Genomic DNA, 19,050 nt, shown 5'->3' with positions numbered 1-19,050 from the left:
CCTTAAATAAATTTTAGATTTCAAATTGTGGAGCCATAACCCTCTTATGGGCAGAATTTTTGTGCATCCTGTCGATTTTTTCTTTTACTTCATCTTCTGGAATTTTTTCTCCCCTGATGTAAGCATCAAGAACTTCATAAGTAAAGCCCATTTCATCTTCGTCAGTTTGCCCTGCCCAAAGACCTGCTGATGGTTTTTTATTTATTATAAAGTCAGGAAGTCCAAGTTCCTTTGCAAGTTCAAAAATATCTGTCTTTAAAATATTTGCTATTGGCATTAAATCAGCAGCTGAGTCCCCATACTTTGTTGAATAACCAAGATAACACTCACTGCCATTTGATGGACCAAGCACCAGGTAACCAAGATCTTGAGCATAGTAATAAAGTGTTGTCATCCTAAGTCTTGGTTTAATGTTTGACCTTGCCATTTTGTTATCTGAAGTAAAAGATGCCTTCATTAGTTCTTCAAAAGTTTTTGTAAGATCAATTGTCTTTGTTTCTAAATTTATTGCCTCTGCTATTCTTAGTGCGTCTTCTCTGTCCTTGTCAATGCTGTCGCAAGGCATAATTAGACCTAGAGAATTTTCTGGAAAAACTCTTTTTGCAAGGGCAGCAACAACTGCTGAGTCAATACCACCTGACAAACCAAATACAAATCCCTTGGCTCCAACTTCTTTTGCGTAATCTTCTACCCACTTAACTAAATCTTCTCTTAATTTTTTATAATCCATAATGTTGTCTCCTATATTTAATAAATAATTTTTCCATCAATAGTTGGAAGTTCAATTACTTCCAGGTCTTCTGTCTCAAAGTTTGCAGAGGTCATATCCCTTATTTTATCAAGGACTGACCTATCTTCTCCAAGGTCAATTACAAGTTCAACCTTGTCTGTGTAATTTTCTTCAATGATTTTATAGTTCTCCTTGGCAAGCAAGTTCACAATTGCACCATGGAAGGTGTAGTTGTAAATAATTTTTGTCCTGGTAAAATTTTTTCTTATGCACCTCTTTGCCTCATCAAGAACCTTGACAACTCCATCTGTGTAAGCACGAACAAGACCACCTGCTCCCAGCTTGGTCCCACCAAAGTAACGAGTGACAATGACAAGGACATTTCTCATGTCTTCTTTTTTTAAGACTTCAAGCATAGGGATTCCTGCTGTGCCTGAAGGCTCTCCGTCATCAGAATACCTCTGTGTCAGTCCATCTTCGCCAATTATATAAGCGTGGCAGTTGTGGGTTGCAGACCTGTGTTCTTCCTTGACCTTACCTAAGATTTCAAGGGCCTCATCTTCACTTTTTACAAAAAAGGCATGACCAATGAAAATTGATTTTTTAATTTCAATTTCAGCCTTTGCATCTTTTAAAATTGTCTTATACATTTACAACATAATCCTTTACTTTTTCGTATTCTCTTTCTTCAAGCTTAAGGTCCAAGTAAATTCCATCTTCTTCATAGACAGGTTTTGCATCGAATTTTTCCACTAGCTTGTAGAGGATGTCTGTGTCACCGTAGGCAAATTTTAATTTCACATCATAATATCTTTCATCGAGATTGTCCTCAATAATTTTTAAAAGTGGGTCCATATTTTCATCCTTAAGGGCAGAAATATAAACCTTCTTGTCTGGCATAACAGGTAATGGCAAGTTGATGTCATAGAGGTCAATCCTGTCCACCTTGTTAAAGACTGTAATAATATTTTTGTCTAAGACCTCAATATCCTTTAGGATTTCCATAGTTGTCTTGTACTGGATCTCCAAGTCCTCGCTTGATGCATCAATGACGTGAAGGATTAAGTCCGAATACTTAATTTCTTCAAGTGTGGACTTAAAAGCCTCGACGATTTTTGTTGGAAGCTTAGAAACAAATCCAACTGTGTCAGAAATTATAAACTCACGCCCTGAAAGGAGCCTAGCCTTTCTTGAAGATGGGTCAAGAGTTTCAAAAAGCATATTCTTTACAGAAACCTCTCCCGACTCTTCATCCTTTAATCTATTTAAGATTGTAGACTTGCCTGCGTTGGTGTAACCCACCAGTGACACAATAGGAATGTTAGAGCCAATCCTTCGCTCCCTTGTTGTATCCCTAGTCCTCTTTGCCTTCTCAAGCTTCTCCTTAATCTTGTCGATTTCTCTCTTGAGTCTTCTCCTATCGGTTTCAATAATTTGCTCACCTGGTCCCCTGGTACCAATTCCACCACCAGTCCTTGACCAACCATCAATACCAAGAAGTCTTGGGAGTTGGTACTCCAACATGGCAAGTTCAACTTGAAGCTTGGCCTCATAAGTTGTGGCACGCAGACCAAATATATCTAAGATCAAGTTGGTCCTGTCAATTACCTTCTTCTTAATTCTCTTCTCCAAGTTTCTAACCTGGATACCAGAGAGCTCATCGTTAAAGACAACTGCATCAACTTCTAGGAGCTCAACCATTTCTTTAATCTCGTCAACCTTACCAGACCCAATTAAATACTTTGGATTGAACTTATAAATATTTTGCGTAACCTCTCCCACAACTTCAGCACCGTCTGCATAGACAAGCTCCGCCAACTCCTTCATAGAAGTTTCAAGACTGTGAGGGTATGCCCCAATATTAGTTCCAACAGTTATAACTCTCTCTAATTTTTTATTTGAATTTAAATTCTCTAAATAAACATTATCCATAATTTACATTATACTACATCGCAGCAAGTTAAAAAAACCGTCTAATAGTATTTAGCTTGTTAAAATGTTATAATTGTACAAAGGAGAAAGTATGAAAAACTTAAGAGAATTAAAAAATAATTTTAAAAATTTAAATAAAGAACAAAAAATAAAAATAGGCCTCTTGGTCTTACTTTTAATTTTTGTTTTATCTATTTCATTTTTTTCTGCCCTCATAGTTTCAATAATTTCAAAAACTCCTGCCACTGACTTAAATAATTTGAGCTCATCCTTTAACCAGAGCTCCTACATTTATTCTAAGGATGGAAATTTAATTGAAAAAATTGAATCTCTTGAGTACAGAAGTCTTATTGACATAAAAGACATACCCAAGGACGTAAAAAATTCCTTTGTTGCCATTGAGGACCACAGGTTCTACAAGCACAAGGGACTTGACCCCATTGGGATTGCATCTTCTATTGCTGCAAATATAAAATCACGTTCACTAATGCGTGGCGGATCAACAATCACTCAGCAGCTAGTTCGTTCAGTCTACCTCACAAACCAAAAAACTCTTGGCAGAAAAATTCAGGAGGCCTACTTATCACTTCGCGTTGAAGAAGCTTTGACTAAGGATGAAATCTTGGAAGCTTACTTAAATAGAATTAATCTTGGTCAAGGTGCCTATGGGATTGAAGCTGCAGCCCAAACTTATTTTTCAAAGTCTGCTGTGGACTTAAACGTTGCAGAAGCTGCCCTTCTTGCATCTATTCCAAAGTCACCAACAAATTATTCGCCCTTTAAGTCTGTCCCATCAGAATACTTGGAAGACAACTTCAGGGTAATTGGAACTCGTGAGGTTGATAGCAAGGACCTCTACATGGTCTTAAATGACGATGCCTTTAAGAGGCAAAAGACTGTCCTCATGAGGATGCATGAGCTTGGCTACATAAATGACGCTGACTATGAAAAGGCAAAAAACTTTGACATCGTGTCTGACATAAATCCAAAAAATTTTAAAAATCACACTATGTCTACCTACTCTACAGACTACATAAAGAAAGAAGCTTCAAGATATCTTGCCGACTTCTATGATATTAGTCAAGAAGAAGGAGAACACAAACTCTTTACAGGTGGCTACAAGGTTTATTCTACAATTGACGAGGACATCCAAAAGGACCTAGAGAATAAGTACCAAGACTTCCAAAAGCTCCTCTTAAATTATTCATCATCCGGTGGATCTAGGATGCTGAATTTAAACTTCGATGAGTGGAAAAATATTATCTTTGGCGACGAGATTTTGTACTTTGCTCGAGAAAATATTCTCGATGACAAGTTCAACCTTGTTATCCCAAAATCTTTTTACAGCATTTCATCTCACGGGGACTTAAAGATAAAGAGCCTCTACTTTAAAGATGCAGGACAAAAAATTGACATCATAGATGCCTATGAACTTGGCGAGGATAAAATTCTTAGGACCTATGAACTTGGGGGACTTAAAATTGAAGAAGGAGCCGGCGAATTAAAAAATAATTATTTGATTATTGACGGCGACTACTTAAAAGATTTCCCTGACTTTTATAAAATTGAAAATGAAAATTTAATTATTTCTAACAAGTATTTTGACTACAACAAGGACCCTGTTATCCAACCACAATCTGCTATGATTGCAGTTAATAACGAAACTGGTTTTGTGGAAGGCATCATTGGTGGCCTTGATGTGAGGACAAAGAACGCAAAAATTTTAAATCGTGCCACTGATTCCTTTAGGCAACCTGGCTCTGCCCTCACACCTTTCACAGTTTATCTTCCAGCCCTTGAGTCTGGTAAGACCTTGGGGACAGTCTACGATGACGTGCCAATAACTGTTGACGGAAGCTTTTGGCCCGCAAATTATTATAAGTCTTTCAAGGGGCTTATGACCCTTCGCAAGTCCTTGGAAGCATCATCCAATGTAATCCCTGCCACAATCCTGCAAGAGCTTGGCAAGGACAAGGCAATGGATGCCCTAAAGACCTTTAATCTTATTGATGAAGAGAACAAGGACTACTTCATCTCCCATAAGGACAACAAAAATAAAAACGACGAGAACCTTGACTCTCTTGCCCTAGGCAATATGCAAGTGGGACTTCGCTTGTCCGACCTATCAAAGATGTACCAAACTATTGCCAATGATGGAGTCTACAAGGAAGAAACTGGAATTTTAAAAATTGAAGACCCTAGTGGCAACATAATTATTGACAACTCACATAAAAATAAGAGGCTCTTCGATGAAAAATCATCCTACCTCTTAAAAGATGCCTTTATTGGCAACGAAAAATCAGGAAATGCCAGAGGAGTAAAAATTGGCTCATCAGAAACGGGAGCCTATCTGGGACAAAATAAAACTAATTCAGATTATTTTGTAAATGCCTTTACAAGGTCTCACACAGTTTCCTTCTGGTTGGGAGCAGACTCTCCAAAGATTTCTCTTGCAGCAAAGAGTCAAGATGCCATAAATGTTTTTAACAAGATGGCGAAGGGCATTGGAGAAAAAGAAAAATTTGAAGAAGATCCTTCCTACATTGTCACAAGAAATATTTCATCAAAGAGTGGAAAGCTTGCAACAAAGTTAAGCGACTACGCAGGAGCATCTTACACAGAAAAATTTATTTCTGGAAGTGAGCCAAAGGACCACGACGACTTATTTAAAAAATATTTGATATGTAAGGACTCAGGCAAGCTTGCCAACCAATTCTGCCCAAGTGAATCTGTCCTCTACACAGTTCTCTTCGAGAGAAAGGAAGGCTACGACCCCAAGGACCACTACGGAATTTACCCAGAGGACTACATGACAATACCTAAGTCCTATTGCAACATCCACACAAGAGAATGGTACAATGAACATGGCGATGAGTCTGACTCCAAGAGTGACAAGTCTTCATCAAAGAAGAAAGATAAGAGTGCAAAAAAATCTACAGATAAAACAAAAACTTCTAGCAAAAAGAGAAAGTAAAAACATTAGGAGGAAGTATGAGAAAATTTATTCGCATAATAAAAATAATAGCCCTTATAAGGCTTATAAAACCCAAGAGAAGAAGAGGAATAAGATTTAGCAAGTTACTCCCTCTCTTCAATCCAAAGAGAGCTGGCAAGGTTGCCTACCACGCCGGCAGGATAAGAATGAGAAACCAAGTAAAGAAATTATCCTATTGAGAGTTTGGAAAATAAATTTTAATTCTCTTAAACTTATTTAAATATTTTAAATGCAAATAAGGAACTAAGCACTGCTCAGTTCCTTATTTTATTGCAAGACTAGCTTGCCAATATTAACTTGTAAAGGACCTATGAAGTAATACAATCCTTCTTCCTTGGAAGACTTATTTCACAACTTCTCTTGTAATAATAACTTCCTTTGTGCTTTCATTCCAGTGGATGTCCTTGCCATCCTTTAAGCCTAAGGCTCTTGCAATATTTGCTATTGGTAGCATTGTTCTGTCATTTTTAATGACTGGCTTAACATCGCTAGTGTATTCTTTTCCGTTAACGATGATTTTATTTGTATCTACTGGAATCTTTACTAAATTTTCCTTATCAATTAGGATTACAGTCCTGCTGTCCTTATCCCACCTTACATTAAATCCAAGGCCTTCTGCTACAAACCTAATTGGTAGCATGGTTATGCCTTTTTCTATAAATGGGGCAACATCCATCGTTATTCTTTTTTCCAGACCATCTATTGATTCTATCATTTCCTTAGAGCCAATGACTAATTCTACTTTTAGTTTTACACTTAGCTTCATAGTTTTAGCTACATTTACTATTACTGGGATAGATGGAGTGTGGTCCCTTTTATATTCTATTGGTGGGTTAGGGCTTGGTGTTGGTGTAGGTGCAGGTGTTACTGTTACTTTTTCAAATGTTGCATTTACTGTTAGGTTTCCAGTGATTGCTGTGTTTGCATCTAATGCTGGATCCCATCCTGTAAACTTAAATTCTTCTCTTGCTGTAACCTTTGGTGCTTTTGCAACTAGGTCTGCTAATGTCTTGTGTTCTGTCTTTAATACATAGAATGTATTTTCAGCTGCTATTGTTCCCTTTGCTGGGTCTGCTGCAAATTTTACTGTCCAGTTCTTTTCTTGGTCTGGATTTGGATTTACACTTGGATCTACTGGTCCTAAGATTGGGTTTGTAGGATTTGGTGTAGGTGCAGGTGTTACTGTTACTTTTTCAAATGTTGCATTTACTGTTAGGCTTCCAGTGATTGCTGTGTTTGCATCTAATGCAGGATCCCATCCTGTAAACTTAAATTCTTCTCTTGCTGTAACCTTTGGTGCTTTTGCAACTAGGTCTGCTAATGTCTTGTGTTCTGTCTTTAATACATAGAATGTATTTTCAGCTGCTATTGTTCCCTTTGCTGGGTCTGCTGCAAATTTTACTGTCCAGTTCTTTTCTTGGTCTGGATTTGGATTTACACTTGGATCTACTGGTCCTACGATTGGGTTTGTAGGATTTGGTGTAGGTGCAGGTTCTCTGTAGGTTGCTGTGAATTCTTGTTCTTCCACTGGTCCAGCAGTTGGAACTGTACTATCCCATTCTGTAAATATTTTTGTTGCGTCTTTGTATGTTGCTCTTGCTGGTATTTCATTTTTTACAGCTTGGTTATCCCATGCTGTTCCTGTTAATACATCTATAACTTTGTATCTTTGTCCATTGATATTTCCGTCTTTTGTTGCGTCAAAGGTTATTCTTGTATATCCATTTAGAACTTGTGTGTTAGGATCCGTGCCTGTTTTTACTATTTCTTTTGCAGAGAATTTTGCCTTAACTGTTCTGTCTTGATCAATGGCTGTGTTTGTATCTAAAGTTGGATTCCATCCGTCAAATTTGTTGTTTCCTAAGGCTGTTGTAGCTGGTGCACTATTCTTTAAGTCTGCTAAGCTCTTGTTAGCTGTCTTTAATACATAGAATGTGTTTTCTGCTGCTACTGTTCCCTTGCTTTTATCTTCTGATTCAAATTTTACTGTCCAGTATTTGTTTGTGTCTGGATTCTTTCCATCTGCTTTTGTTGGATCTTTTGGTCCTAATACTTCATCTAGTGCAACAAATTTTGCCTTAACTGTTCTGTCTTGGTCTATTGCTGTTTTTACATCTAGGACTGGATTCCATCCATCAAATTTGTTGTTTCCTAAGGCTGTTGTAGCTGGTGCACTATTCTTTAAGTCTGCTAAGGTTTTACCTGCTGTCTTTAATACATAGAAGGTGTTTTCTGCTGCTACTGTTCCCTTGCTTTCATCTTCTGATTCAAATTTTACTGTACAGTATTTGCTTTCATCTGGATTCTTTCCCTCTGGTTTTGTTGGGTCTACGGGTCCCACAACTTCAAGTAATACTCTTAATTCCGCATCAACAATTTCCTCTGGATTTCCACACAATTTATATTTAAAGCTTATAGGGTTTGTTGTCTTATCCCAATTAAATCCATCTGACTCAAGACTAGCACCAGTAGGATCACCCTGTATATTAGCTTTGTTAAAGCCAGCAGGAAGTGCCCCAAAGGGGATTTTTGAACTTCCACTTGCCATCTTCACACCATAAGTAACTGGGCTAAGTACTTTTCCTTTGTAATCTTTATTAATCGTTCTTACGCTTGTTAGTTGGTTATTATTACATTCAAGTCTAGTAAGCTCATTATTGTTACTTACATCTATACTTGTTAGACCGTTATTACTACAATTAAGTTCAGTAAGTTCTTTATTGTTACTTACATCTAGACTTGTTAGACCGTTATAACTACAATCAAGTTTAGTAAGTCCTTTATTGTTACTTACATCTATACTTGTTAGATAGTTACCACTACAATCAAGTTCAGTAAGTTCTTTATTGTTACTTACATCTAGACTTGTTAGACCGTTATAACTACAATCAAGTTTAGTAAGTCCTTTATTGTTACTTACATCTAGACTTTTTAGTGGGTTAGTACTACAATCAAGTTCAGTAAGTTCTTTATTGTTACTTACATCTAGACTTATTAGATGGTTATAACTACATTTAAGTGATGTGATGTTTTTAAAATGCTCAATTCCCTCTAAGCTTATAATTTTGCTACTATTATAATCGTTATAAGGAAGAGAAACGTCTATACTTTTAACTGCATCACGTTCTTCTTGGCTTAGTATATAGTCATTATTTTTATCAAAATTTTCTATTACATAAACCCTAAATTTTTCGTCAGGAAAGTTTGTAGCATCTATGACTACATCTCCTGTTGCTGCATAGGTTGCTATGGTATTTAGGGGTAGGCAACCTATTAGCATTACTAGGGCAAGTATAAGCCCCATTATTCTTTTGCTTTTTATTTCCATTTTTACCTCCATTTTTGTTTTTTCCTCCTTAATCTAATTTTTTAATTCTTATTAATTCTACTTGGTCTCTTCTCATCCCCACTTTATATTGAATTTAGTATTATTATTTCCCTAACCTTATTCCTCTTTTTTTTCTACTTATAAAAACGTTTTAATTCTGTAATATTCTACCCCCCCCCCCCAACTTATTTTGTCAAGTTTTTATATTTTTATATTTTTAAATTCCTATCTATGTTCACCGATTTGATGCCCTTTCAGTGATTTGAAATATGTATGTAAGGAGCTTTTAATTTTTTCTTTTTATAAATTTTTATTTATATTTTTCTACTCCCCTTATTTGCCTACAATAAAAAAACCAGAGATAGGTTTAATATCTCTGGTTAAAAATCAAATTTCTTCAAGTTAATCTGAAGGATTTGGTCTTTTATCTTTCTCCTAAGTTTTAGGAGTTTTTACTTTTCAATCCACTCTTTGTTTTTTTCTTTTAAAACTTTAAGTACCTTGTCGTTTAGAACTGAAATTGTCACATCAAGGTCGTGGTCTTCAAGAAAGTCTCTTATTGTATCAACTGCAACTTCCGCTGCTTCTTCTAATGGATAGCCATAGATTCCTGAAGATAGTAGTGGAAATACAAGGGTCTTATACTTGTTTTTCACTGCCAATTCAAGGGCAGACTTGTAGGCATCTCTTAGGCTTTCTCTCTCGCCTTGTTTACCATCAAAATAAATTGGTCCAACGGCGTGGATAATATTCTTCGCCTTTAATTTGTATCCCTTAGTTACAACAGCTTGGCCAGGTTCTATTGGGGCAAGTTTTTTACATTCTTCTTCCAATTCTTTGTCGTCTGCTCCAGCAAAGATTTGTCCGCAAACTCCTCCGCCAGGTCTAAGCTCTTTATTTGCAGCGTTAACTATTGCATCTACGTCATAATCTAATATATTTTTCTTTTCAATTTGAAAGCTCATTGTAGCCCCCTTTCTTTATCTTACCTAAACTATATACCACATCAAGAGATTTTTAAAGTGCTAATGATAAATTTTTCTCTATTTTATAATTTTTTAAGGCAGATAAAAAAAAGGTCAGCATTGCCAACCTAATTTTTTAATCCTCTGTATGTTTTATATATTTATTTATTGTCATTCTTCTCATTACAAATACTACCACTGCCAAGATGATAAGTCCTATTGGTAGGGTTAGGCTTGGCTTGTCAAGTATGCCTGATATTAAAAAGGCAAAGAAGGATGACACGCCAACGCTAATTGCATAAGGCAACTGACTTGATACGTGGGCTATGTGGTCGCAGCCTGCTCCTGCTGATGATAGGATTGTTGTATCAGATATTGGTGAGCAGTGGTCTCCAAATACTGAGCCAGAGAATATTGCTGCAAGTATAATTGTCAAGAAGTGCATGTGGTCTGTGTGCATTAGGATTGGCACCATTATTGGTATTAAGATTCCAAAGGTTCCCCAAGCTGTTCCTGTTGAGAAGGACAAGAAGGCACCTACTGCAAAGATTATTGCTGGTAGCATCCACATTGGCATTGTTGAGTTTGAAATAAGTGATGCAATGTAGGAGCCTGTGTTTAGGTACTCATCACTTGTGATTCCTCCAATTGTCCATGCTAGGGAAAGGATTACAATGGCAGATACCATTGTCTTCATACCTTCCACTATCCCCTTCATAAAGTCATCAAATCTTAAAAGTTTTCTTGGTATATAAAGGGCGAAGGAAATTACAATTGCAAAGAAGGCTCCTATTACAAGGGACAAGTTTACATTTGCATTTCCAAAGGCTGCTGCAGGTCCAATGCCATCTGAGAAGAAGCCTCCTGTTTTAAGCATCATCATTACTGTTACAAAAATTAAAACTACAATTGGCACTACGAGGTCAAAGACCCTGCCATTTTTTGAATATTCGTAACCAACTTCTTCTTTTTCAATTATCCTTGATGTGTCATTTAGTTCATACTTTTCCATAACCCCCATTTCTATATCAGTTGTAGAAAAATATAAAATTAAAATAAGGGTCAAAAGAGGATAGGCATTCATTGGTATTGTTGATAAGAAGACTCTCATTGGGTTTGCAACTCCTGTGTCACCTATAACTGCAACAACTGATGCTGCCCATGATGAAACTGGTGCCAAGATACAAACTGGCGCTGCACAGGAGTCTATTATGTGGGCAAGCTTTGCCCTTGATACCTTGTTCTCGTCAGTAATTGGTTTCATTACTGCTCCTACTGTCAAGCAGTTGAAGTAGTCGTCAATAAAAATTATTATCCCCAAGAAGGCTGAGGCTAGTTTTGCCATCTTCTTACTCTTGATTTTCTTGCTTGCCCACTTACCATAGGCAAAGGATCCTCCTGCCATATTCATTACCATTACTAGGGATCCTAGCATTGCCAAGAAGACTAGCATAAGGGCATTGTCGCCTAGCTTGGTCCCCATTAGTGTAAAAACTGTTTCTAAGGCGGCAATAATATTTCCACCTGAAAAGATAAGTCCTCCAGCTATAATACCAATTAAAAGTGAAGTTATTACTTCCTTGGTTATTAGTGCCAAGGCTATGGCAACTATTGGAGGAATTATCGATAAAAATCCAAATTCCATTTCTTCTCCTTTACTATTTCTTTTCTTCTTCTCTCTTATTTTCTCTGTAGACATCCATGACTTCAGAAAAAATATCAGAGCTTGATACTGGTGTATAGGTGATGGCATTGGCTCCTGCTTCTATTGTCTCAAGTATATGCTCATCAGTATGACCACCTGTTGCTATAATTGGAAACTCTTCTCCAAGTAGCTTTCTTGTATATCTTACTAGTTCTGCGGTCTTTTTGCCACCTGCAATATTTAAAACTCTTGCACCAGCTTCAACTTTTCCTTCTATGTCGTCGTACTTTGATATAACTGTAGCTATTACTGCTATGTCAAGTGCCTCGGATATCATTCTGATATTTTCATTAGTCATAGGGGCATTTACTACAACGCCACTGGCACCCAAGAGCTCGGCTTGAAGTCCAATATTTACAGTCCTAAGTCCTGATGTTGTACCTCCACCTATTCCAACAAAAACTGGCACTGAGGCAACTTCCATTATAGCAGATACAATTTTTAATTGGGGTGTAAAGGGATAAACAGACATAATTGCCTGAGCATTGTTATTTACAATTATTGGTATATCGTTAGTGAAGATTAGAGATTTTATTCTCTTACCCATAAAGTTAATACCACTTGCCCTATATGTTACTTCAGGTACTGATACCTGCCTTCTTCTTAGTTCTGTTTCAATAGAGGGAACGAATTTCTTTTTTCTTTCTGAGTCTTTAAAGTTTTCCATTTTTACCTCCAAGATAATCATTCATTACTAAACATTTAATAAAATTTTTATTTACTTGTCAATAATATTATAAATAATAAAGCTTTGAAACTATGTTATACTTTCCTTATAAGTTTGAGAAAGAGGTGGAAGAATGCCTGTCAATTTAAAAAAGTTTGGTTTTGAATTTGAAACTTGCGAGGAGAAGGTTGCCTATTCTATTAAGCATGAGGACAAGCCCCTAAAGTTAAGTGAAGAGATGACTAAGACCCTGGAGTACCTCCTTTGGTATGTTCCAAATATTAATTCTGCTCAGTCCCAAGAAAATGAACTTACATCATCTCTTAACTTCGAAAATTTTGTCTTTGGCATCATAAAAAATTACATGAATTTAGCAAATAAGGACGTGGCATTTCTCACCTATATAGACCCAGACATTGTAAAATTTTACGACAAGAGAATTTGCCCCCACTCTCAAAAAATTATTTTGACAAAGTCAGAGGGAGAATCAAAAACCGACTGTCTCTTGAGACACATAAGAAACTCTCTCGCCCATGGCAACTTTAACCTTGTTGAGGATATGCTTGTGGGTTTCGATTACAAGTTTGGTCCTGGTGGGCAAGAAATCTGCACAGGAATTTTTAAAATCTTCCCCAAGAACCTCTTAAGTGGTCTATCAAGTCTTGATGAAGAAGTAACAGCAGAAGGTCTTGCACAAATTGCCCTTCAAAGAACTGGCTACAGGCTAGAAAGATTTAATAACGAGGACAGGGACACCTCCTTTGACTTTTATGTTAAGAAGGGGTCTAAGAGGTACGCCCTAGAAATTAAAAAGTACAAGGACACAGAAGTCTTATCAGAAAAGGAAGTACAAAAGCTCTTGGACAAGTTCTCAGGTCTTTACGAAAGTATAATCCCAGTCCTCTTTGTCAATACCTCTTTCTTGAAGAAAGAAACCAAGGAAAAGTTAAAGAAGGAAAGAGTAATAATCTTGGATATAAAAAATATTCTAAAGATGTTAGAAGGTCGTGACATCTTAGGTGAGATTGAATCCTATTAAATTTTAAATTTTATAAACTACTTAGGTTTTTATTTTTGACTTCTTAATTGATTTTAAATTTTCATTTTTTATTTGTTAGTTGATTTTAAATTTTTCCTCTTGACCTATGACTTAATAAATTATTGCAAGCAAAAAGGATGCCCCTCCAACTAGGCATCCTTATTTTAATGTCAGGTAAATTGTCGCAAGTATTCCCATAAAGTTTGCGAGATAAAACTTCTTCTCGCGAGTCTTGTGACTGAAAAATTCCATTCCTGCAAGACCACCAAGACCTGCCACAAGAGAAAAGATCAAGAGAGTCTTCTCGCTTATCCTCCACATCTTGTGCTTAGCCTTAAACTTATCCAAGCCATAAAGAATAAAATTCATTAAGTTTAAGATTATCACTATATAAATATTTTCCATTAAATCATCCTCAACTTATAAGCTACAAAATATAATATCATATTTGAGGATGAAATTAAAAAATTCTAACTACGCTCTACTCCATCATTTCAAACTTAGCAGCGCCAGCTTCAAATTTTTCATTTTTTAGACTTTCAATTAATTTGTCAAAGTCCTCTTGGCTCTTCTTATAATCATCTACTTCTTTCCCATACTTGATTTTCAAAGCTTCATTGGCAAGGTCCTTGTCAATGAAACCAAAGTATAAGTCTTCTTCAGAATACTTAACTTCTTCTGCATCAGTTAAGACAAGTAAGACCACTCCATTTATAAAGCTTGTCTTAAATGCCTCATCTTGATTTGCTTTTGCTTTGCCACTTAATTTAATTTCTAAAGCCTTATCTTTTATCTTTACACCTTCAAGCTTATAAGGTCCCCAGTCCATGCTTCCAATTAATTTCTCTAAGCCCTTTTCATTGGACAAATCTGTCTTCATAGAATAAAGAGATTTGTTCCCGCATCCAGTGAGTAAAAGTATTAAACCTGCAAAGACTAATAAAATTTTGAAATATTTTTTCATAGAAAGGACTCCTTCATACTTTATTACTTTATCTAATTATACACCTTGCTTACTTAATCAACAAATATAAACTTACAAATTTTAAACAGAAAAAATCTGCCAAGTTTCCCTGGCAGATAAATTAATTTTATTTAAAATACTGAAACGTAAGCGTCTTTTTTATCTAAGATAAGCATGTAACCTGGAGCGTGTGTAATCATAATTTCAGGTTTAGATGCCATAGCTACTGCTTGAGGTGTTACTCCACAAGCCCAAAATACTGGCACTTCTCCTTCTTTGATTTCAATTACAGATGGGTCACCAATGTGAACTGGTGCTCCGTGAGTTGCTGGGAATCTTGCTGTAACAGTTGTTGCTTTTACAACATCCTTGTAAGGAACTGGTCTCATAGATACAACTGTATTTCCATGGAAGATACCAGCTGGTTCTGTCGCAAGGTTTGTGATATACATCGGAACATTGTGCTCATCCTCAATGTGTCTTACAGGTACATCAGCTTCTAGCATGGCTTTTTCAAAGGAGAAGGAACATCCAATAACGAAAGTAACAAAGTCATCTTGCCACACGTCTTTAAGGTCCTTAACTTCTTCAACAAATTCGCCATTTTTATATATCCTATACCTTGGCACGTCTGTCCTTATGTCTGCACCGTCAGCCATTATCTTTGTAAGAGGGCTTCCTTCATCAAGAACTTCAAGAATTGGACAAGGCTTTGGATTTCTTTGAGCAAATAATAGAAAGTCGTAGGCATATTTCTTTGGAAGGATTGCAAGGTTAGCTTGTAGGTAGCCTTCACTCATGCCTGAAGTTGGAAGATCAACTTCTCCCTTTCTAATAAGTTCTCTTACTTCTCTTGGGTGTAATTTACCAAGTTCACTTAGCTTCATATTACAGACTCCTTCTTAATTGTTTCAAATTTATTCTTGTAGTCAAGAGTTGCCTTTTGTGCTTCTTCGATAGTAACTTTTTGGAATAAAACTTTATCTAAGAAGGACATTTGAGCAAGCTTATAGAGGTCTGGTGTTATTACGTTACCAATCTTTGTATAGCCACCAGTAGTTTGCCTGTCTGCTACAAGAATAATTGGTTGACCATTTGCAGGTACTTGGATTGAACCAAAAGTCGTTCCGTCAGAAATAATATCTGCAGTTTCTTTGTGTTCGATTGAAGTTCCCTTTAGTCTAATTCCCATCCTGTCAAAGTCTTTAGTCACTTGGTAACCACCTGATCTAAATAGGTCATGGATCCCCTTTTCAGTGAAGTAGTCGTCTTGTGGTCCAAGGACAACTCTTAAAAGGTTGCAGTGTTTAAACTTAGGAAGATACTTTTCAGGTATTTTTCTCATTGTCTTATCCTTTGAGCCTACAATATTTAATGTGTCCTTAGGCTTTAAGGCTCTTCCGTCAATTCCACCCATTTTTGTCTTTATGTGAGTTGACTTTGAACCATTGACCACTGGTACATCTATAGAGCCACCAAAGGCAAGGTATCCTCTAACACCTTCATTAACCTTGCCAAATTGTAAAGTGTCTCCAGCCTTAAGCTTAATAGTTTCGAACATTGGAGCAGGCTGACCATTTATTTTGGGATTCATATCAGAACCTGTTATTGCAAGTGTAAGGTCTTCGTTAAACTTAAGAGTTGGTCCGAAATAAGTCATTTCAAGGACAGCTTCGTCAAGTTTATTTCCAACTAAGATATTTGCAAGTCTGTAGTTGTAATCATCCATGACACCTGATGTAGGTATACCTAGTTCTTGGTAGCCATATCTACCAGAATCTTGAATTGTTGTGAGAATCCCACCGTTAATTACATCAATACTACTCATGAAGATCACCCCTCTTTACCTTCTTAATTGAAACCTTGTAGGTATCTTTTTCCACTTCATCTTTGATCCTGTCATATTCTTCTTGATTTACTGAGACATATCTAATGTAGTCACCAGCTTGGATGAATACAGGTGGTTCTTTAGTGTCATCAAAAAGCTTAAGTGGAGTTCTTCCTATTAGTTGCCAGCCTCCAGGTGATTCAAGTGGGTACATACCAGTTTGATTAGCTGCTATACCAACTGAACCTGGTTCTATTTTTAATCTTGGGCTCTTTAATCTTGGAGTTGCAATTCTCTCATCAAGTCCACCAAGATAAGTAAAGCCTGGCATAAAGCCCATCATATAAACTAAATAATCTGTTCCAGAGTGAATCTTTATAACTTCTTCTTTAGATAATTTTGCGTTTTCAGCTACAAAGTCAATATCTGGACCATATTCGCCGCCATAAAGTGTTGGGATTTCAATAAGTCTAACTTCGTCACTTTGTTCCCCTGAGTCAGCCTTGCTAAGTCCCTTTAGGGTATCAAGCATTTCGTCATAGGAAATCTTTACTGGGTCATAATTAATTAAAATGGACCTGTAGGTTGGCAAAATGTCCAAGATACCATCAATATTTTTCTTTTTTAAACTTTCTACAACTGCGGCAATTCTGGCGTTTATTTCTTTTTCAATAGTGTTGCCAAATTCCATAACTATGGCAGAGTCACCAGCAGTTAGAAATTTTATTTTATCATACATTTTTTGCTCCTATACTTATGTCAAAATATCTCTTATTAACCAAATAATTTTCCAAGGTTTGCGATTACAGTTTGTGCTCCCATGAAAGCAGTTACTGCTACTACGATCCAACCTAAGATGAAAAGTACATTAGAGTGAACATAGTCGCCAACGATTTTCTTGTTCTTAGATGCAAGTAGGATTACTGCAAGTGTAATTGGAAGGATAAATCCGTTAAGTGTACCAACTACAACTAGTAGAGTTTGTGGTTGTCCAATAAAGATGAACATAATTGTAGAAATTACGATAAAGGCAATTGTAACCATATTTTCGTGATCAGCTACAAATTTGAATAAAGTCTTTAGGAAAGATACTGAAGTATATGCTGCACCTACTACAGAAGTGAAGGCTGCTGCTGCAAATACAAAACCAAAAATCTTATAACCAACAACACCTGAAGCTGCTAAGAAAGAAGATGCTGCAATATTGTCAGGATCAATTTGTGCTCCAGCCATCTTTGTTACGCCTAGGATTGCAAGGAATAATAAAACTCTTACTACGAAAGCTACGCCGATACCTAGAGAAGCGGATTTAGTTACTTGATTAAGATTTTCTTCTCCAGTGATACCAGCGTCAATAAGTCTGTGACCACCTGAGAAAATAATATAACCACCAACAGTACCACCAATAAGTGTAAGTGTTGGAGAAATAATGCTGTTAAATCCACCAGATGGGCTAACAGATGATTTTAGAGCTTCGCCAACAGGTGGTTGTGTCTTAATTGCAACAAAAGCAATTAGGATAATCATAAGTGCACCAAGCACTTGAGTTACTCTGTCCATGATAGAAGATGCTGACTTTGATGAGAAAAGAATAATACCAATAACTCCACCAATAGCTGCACCAATTTTTACGTCTACACCAAAGATAACATTAAGTCCAAGTCCTGCTCCACCAACGTTACCAATGTTAAATGCCAAGCCACCAAGAGCTACTAAGAAGGCAATTACATATCCAAGACCAGGTAGTACATTGTTAGCAATGTCTTGACCTCTCATCTTAGAAACTGCAATAACTCTCCAAACATTAAGTTGTGCAATGTAAGAAAATATAATTGAAATTAAAATTACCGCCGCAAAGTCTGCTCCAATTTTTGTAGTAAATGTTGCAGTTTGTGTCATAAATCCAGGTCCTATGGCAGATGTTGCCATTAGGAAGGCTGCCCCTAAAAGGACAGACAAATTATTTTTATTGTTACTCATTTCTTCCTCCTAAATTATAAAAAACTAATTAAAGGTTTTATTTCAATACCTTCAGCCTTTAGTCCTTCACGAATATTCTTTACGAATTCAAGAGCTTCTGGATTATCTCCATGAACGCAAATTGAATCTGCTACTATATCAATTTCTTTACCATTAGCAGTTACTACCTTGTTCTCTTTGATCATCTTAACAACTCTTGGTATTGCTTCCTTTGGATCCTTTACGAAGGCTCCTGGTAGAGATCTATTAACTAGAGTTCCATCTTCGTTGTATCCTCTATCAGCGAAAACTTCTTGCGCAACTCTAAGTCCTCTTCTCTTACCTTCTCTAGCTATGTATGAGCCACTAAGAACCATTAGAATTAAATCTTTGTCAAATTCTTCAACTGCATCTAAAACTGCATTTGCAAGTTTTTCATCATTACAAGCTGTGTTATAAAATGCACCGTGTAGTTTCATATGTTGAAGTTTTTTGCCGTGAGCCTTTGCGAAAGCTGAAAGTGCTCCAACTTGATAAAGCATATAGGCTCTCGCTTCTTCTGGAGTCACTGCTAGTTTTCTTCTGCCAAATCCCATTAGGTCTGGATAGCCTGGGTGAGCTCCGATTTCTACTCTATTATCAGCTGCTGCCTTACAAGTAGCATCCATAATAAGTGGGTCGCCAGCGTGGTAACCACATGCACAGTTAATACTAGTAACATATTTTACAATTTCTTGGTCCATACCTATCTTATAGGCACCAAATGATTCACCAATGTCACTGTTTAAATCTACAAAATATTGCATTTGTTTCCTCCTTCTGTTTTATAAATCATTGCAATAATATGCTTAAATTATATTCCTGGACTAAGAAAAAAGCAAACCTTTTCTTGCATAAAATTGTAATAATTTTAAAGTATTGAAGGCTAAAAAAGAAGA

At 36.5% G+C, this 19,050-nt stretch carries 17 protein-coding genes; 3 read left to right on the top strand and 14 right to left on the bottom strand.

Features of this window, described 5'->3' with window-relative positions; all coding sequences use genetic code 11:
• Positions 1–13: 13 nt before the first annotated feature.
• Genes nadE through hflX form a run of 3 tightly spaced genes read right to left on the bottom strand, consistent with a single transcriptional unit; the run spans position 14 to position 2,662 of the window.
• The gene (gene nadE, locus CAN42_RS00370) at positions 14–730 is read right to left on the bottom strand and encodes an NAD(+) synthase (protein ID WP_085875074.1); all 717 of its coding nucleotides are present in this window, start codon (positions 728–730) and stop codon (positions 14–16) included.
• A gap of 17 nt (positions 731–747) precedes the next feature.
• Positions 748–1,380, bottom strand: coding sequence for a YigZ family protein (locus CAN42_RS00365; protein ID WP_085875073.1), 633 nt, complete (start codon positions 1,378–1,380; stop codon positions 748–750).
• Positions 1,373–2,662 (bottom strand): GTPase HflX, encoded by a 1,290-nt coding sequence (hflX, locus tag CAN42_RS00360; RefSeq protein WP_085875072.1) that lies wholly within the window; start codon positions 2,660–2,662, stop codon positions 1,373–1,375. The genes CAN42_RS00365 and hflX overlap by 8 nt, the downstream gene beginning before the upstream one ends.
• A 91-nt stretch (positions 2,663–2,753) precedes the next feature.
• On the opposite strand from hflX, the gene CAN42_RS00355 reads away from it, so the two are divergent.
• Positions 2,754–5,636 carry a transglycosylase domain-containing protein gene (locus CAN42_RS00355; RefSeq protein ID WP_085875071.1) on the top strand — a complete coding sequence of 961 codons (2,883 nt, stop codon included), beginning with the start codon at positions 2,754–2,756 and terminating at the stop codon, positions 5,634–5,636.
• A gap of 17 nt (positions 5,637–5,653) precedes the next feature.
• The gene (locus tag CAN42_RS00350) at positions 5,654–5,836 is read left to right on the top strand and encodes a hypothetical protein (RefSeq protein WP_085875070.1); all 183 of its coding nucleotides are present in this window, start codon (positions 5,654–5,656) and stop codon (positions 5,834–5,836) included.
• Positions 5,837–6,000: 164 nt separating this feature from the next.
• Here CAN42_RS00350 and CAN42_RS00345 read toward each other — a convergent pair whose 3' ends face one another.
• From CAN42_RS00345 to CAN42_RS00330, 4 genes are all read right to left on the bottom strand, one after another.
• The gene (locus CAN42_RS00345) at positions 6,001–8,985 is read right to left on the bottom strand and encodes a stalk domain-containing protein (protein WP_167627535.1); all 2,985 of its coding nucleotides are present in this window, start codon (positions 8,983–8,985) and stop codon (positions 6,001–6,003) included.
• Positions 8,986–9,437: 452 nt separating this feature from the next.
• Positions 9,438–9,950: a macro domain-containing protein gene (locus tag CAN42_RS00340; protein WP_085875068.1), complete on the bottom strand. Its 513-nt coding sequence runs from the start codon at positions 9,948–9,950 to the stop codon at positions 9,438–9,440.
• Between the two features lie 136 nt (positions 9,951–10,086).
• The gene (locus tag CAN42_RS00335) at positions 10,087–11,595 is read right to left on the bottom strand and encodes a Na+/H+ antiporter NhaC family protein (protein WP_085875126.1); all 1,509 of its coding nucleotides are present in this window, start codon (positions 11,593–11,595) and stop codon (positions 10,087–10,089) included.
• Between the two features lie 13 nt (positions 11,596–11,608).
• Positions 11,609–12,322, bottom strand: coding sequence for a hydrolase (locus CAN42_RS00330; RefSeq protein ID WP_085875067.1), 714 nt, complete (start codon positions 12,320–12,322; stop codon positions 11,609–11,611).
• Positions 12,323–12,455: 133 nt separating this feature from the next.
• Between CAN42_RS00330 and CAN42_RS00325 the strand changes: the two genes are divergently transcribed.
• Positions 12,456–13,361 carry a restriction endonuclease gene (locus tag CAN42_RS00325; protein ID WP_085875066.1) on the top strand — a complete coding sequence of 302 codons (906 nt, stop codon included), beginning with the start codon at positions 12,456–12,458 and terminating at the stop codon, positions 13,359–13,361.
• A gap of 159 nt (positions 13,362–13,520) precedes the next feature.
• Here the strand turns inward: CAN42_RS00325 and CAN42_RS00320 are convergent, their stop codons facing one another.
• The 7 genes from CAN42_RS00320 to CAN42_RS00290 form a co-directional block, all read right to left on the bottom strand.
• Positions 13,521–13,766 (bottom strand): DUF1294 domain-containing protein, encoded by a 246-nt coding sequence (locus CAN42_RS00320; protein WP_085875065.1) that lies wholly within the window; start codon positions 13,764–13,766, stop codon positions 13,521–13,523.
• A gap of 76 nt (positions 13,767–13,842) precedes the next feature.
• Entirely contained in the window at positions 13,843–14,325 is a 483-nt protein-coding gene (locus tag CAN42_RS00315) for a hypothetical protein (RefSeq protein ID WP_085875064.1), read from the bottom strand.
• Between the two features lie 131 nt (positions 14,326–14,456).
• Complete coding sequence (locus tag CAN42_RS00310; RefSeq protein ID WP_085875063.1) at positions 14,457–15,212, bottom strand: putative hydro-lyase; 756 nt, start codon at positions 15,210–15,212, stop codon at positions 14,457–14,459.
• On the bottom strand, positions 15,209–16,153 hold the full coding sequence (locus tag CAN42_RS00305; RefSeq protein WP_085875062.1) for a 5-oxoprolinase subunit C family protein: 945 nt from the start codon (positions 16,151–16,153) through the stop codon (positions 15,209–15,211). The genes CAN42_RS00310 and CAN42_RS00305 overlap by 4 nt, the downstream gene beginning before the upstream one ends.
• Positions 16,146–16,892 (bottom strand): 5-oxoprolinase subunit PxpB, encoded by a 747-nt coding sequence (gene pxpB, locus CAN42_RS00300; protein ID WP_085875061.1) that lies wholly within the window; start codon positions 16,890–16,892, stop codon positions 16,146–16,148. The genes CAN42_RS00305 and pxpB overlap by 8 nt, the downstream gene beginning before the upstream one ends.
• A gap of 35 nt (positions 16,893–16,927) precedes the next feature.
• Positions 16,928–18,133: an NRAMP family divalent metal transporter gene (locus CAN42_RS00295; protein ID WP_085875060.1), complete on the bottom strand. Its 1,206-nt coding sequence runs from the start codon at positions 18,131–18,133 to the stop codon at positions 16,928–16,930.
• A gap of 14 nt (positions 18,134–18,147) precedes the next feature.
• Positions 18,148–18,918 (bottom strand): LamB/YcsF family protein, encoded by a 771-nt coding sequence (locus CAN42_RS00290; protein ID WP_085875059.1) that lies wholly within the window; start codon positions 18,916–18,918, stop codon positions 18,148–18,150.
• Between the last annotated feature and the right edge of the window lie 132 nt (positions 18,919–19,050).

The organism is Peptoniphilus vaginalis (genome assembly GCF_900176605.1).
Lineage (GTDB): Bacteria > Bacillota > Clostridia > Tissierellales > Peptoniphilaceae > Peptoniphilus_A > Peptoniphilus_A vaginalis.
The sequence above is the reverse complement of the archived record's forward strand: the minus strand, read 5'-3'. Positions and strand labels throughout refer to the sequence as shown.

What these genes read in the sequence shown, in the direction of transcription:
- CAN42_RS00320 (WP_085875065.1), bottom strand. Translation starts at nt 13,766, where the DNA reads ATGGAAAATATTTATATAGTGATAATCTTAAACTTAATGAATTTTATT.
- CAN42_RS00355 (WP_085875071.1), top strand. Translation starts at nt 2,754, where the DNA reads ATGAAAAACTTAAGAGAATTAAAAAATAATTTTAAAAATTTAAATAAA.
- CAN42_RS00340 (WP_085875068.1), bottom strand. Translation starts at nt 9,950, where the DNA reads ATGAGCTTTCAAATTGAAAAGAAAAATATATTAGATTATGACGTAGAT.
- hflX (WP_085875072.1), bottom strand. Translation starts at nt 2,662, where the DNA reads ATGGATAATGTTTATTTAGAGAATTTAAATTCAAATAAAAAATTAGAG.
- CAN42_RS00350 (WP_085875070.1), top strand. Translation starts at nt 5,654, where the DNA reads ATGAGAAAATTTATTCGCATAATAAAAATAATAGCCCTTATAAGGCTT.
- CAN42_RS00295 (WP_085875060.1), bottom strand. Translation starts at nt 18,133, where the DNA reads ATGAGTAACAATAAAAATAATTTGTCTGTCCTTTTAGGGGCAGCCTTC.
- nadE (WP_085875074.1), bottom strand. Translation starts at nt 730, where the DNA reads ATGGATTATAAAAAATTAAGAGAAGATTTAGTTAAGTGGGTAGAAGAT.
- CAN42_RS00335 (WP_085875126.1), bottom strand. Translation starts at nt 11,595, where the DNA reads ATGGAATTTGGATTTTTATCGATAATTCCTCCAATAGTTGCCATAGCC.
- CAN42_RS00310 (WP_085875063.1), bottom strand. Translation starts at nt 15,212, where the DNA reads ATGAAGCTAAGTGAACTTGGTAAATTACACCCAAGAGAAGTAAGAGAA.
- CAN42_RS00325 (WP_085875066.1), top strand. Translation starts at nt 12,456, where the DNA reads ATGCCTGTCAATTTAAAAAAGTTTGGTTTTGAATTTGAAACTTGCGAG.
- pxpB (WP_085875061.1), bottom strand. Translation starts at nt 16,892, where the DNA reads ATGTATGATAAAATAAAATTTCTAACTGCTGGTGACTCTGCCATAGTT.
- CAN42_RS00315 (WP_085875064.1), bottom strand. Translation starts at nt 14,325, where the DNA reads ATGAAAAAATATTTCAAAATTTTATTAGTCTTTGCAGGTTTAATACTT.
- CAN42_RS00365 (WP_085875073.1), bottom strand. Translation starts at nt 1,380, where the DNA reads ATGTATAAGACAATTTTAAAAGATGCAAAGGCTGAAATTGAAATTAAA.
- CAN42_RS00345 (WP_167627535.1), bottom strand. Translation starts at nt 8,985, where the DNA reads ATGGAAATAAAAAGCAAAAGAATAATGGGGCTTATACTTGCCCTAGTA.
- CAN42_RS00330 (WP_085875067.1), bottom strand. Translation starts at nt 12,322, where the DNA reads ATGGAAAACTTTAAAGACTCAGAAAGAAAAAAGAAATTCGTTCCCTCT.
- CAN42_RS00305 (WP_085875062.1), bottom strand. Translation starts at nt 16,153, where the DNA reads ATGAGTAGTATTGATGTAATTAACGGTGGGATTCTCACAACAATTCAA.
- CAN42_RS00290 (WP_085875059.1), bottom strand. Translation starts at nt 18,918, where the DNA reads ATGCAATATTTTGTAGATTTAAACAGTGACATTGGTGAATCATTTGGT.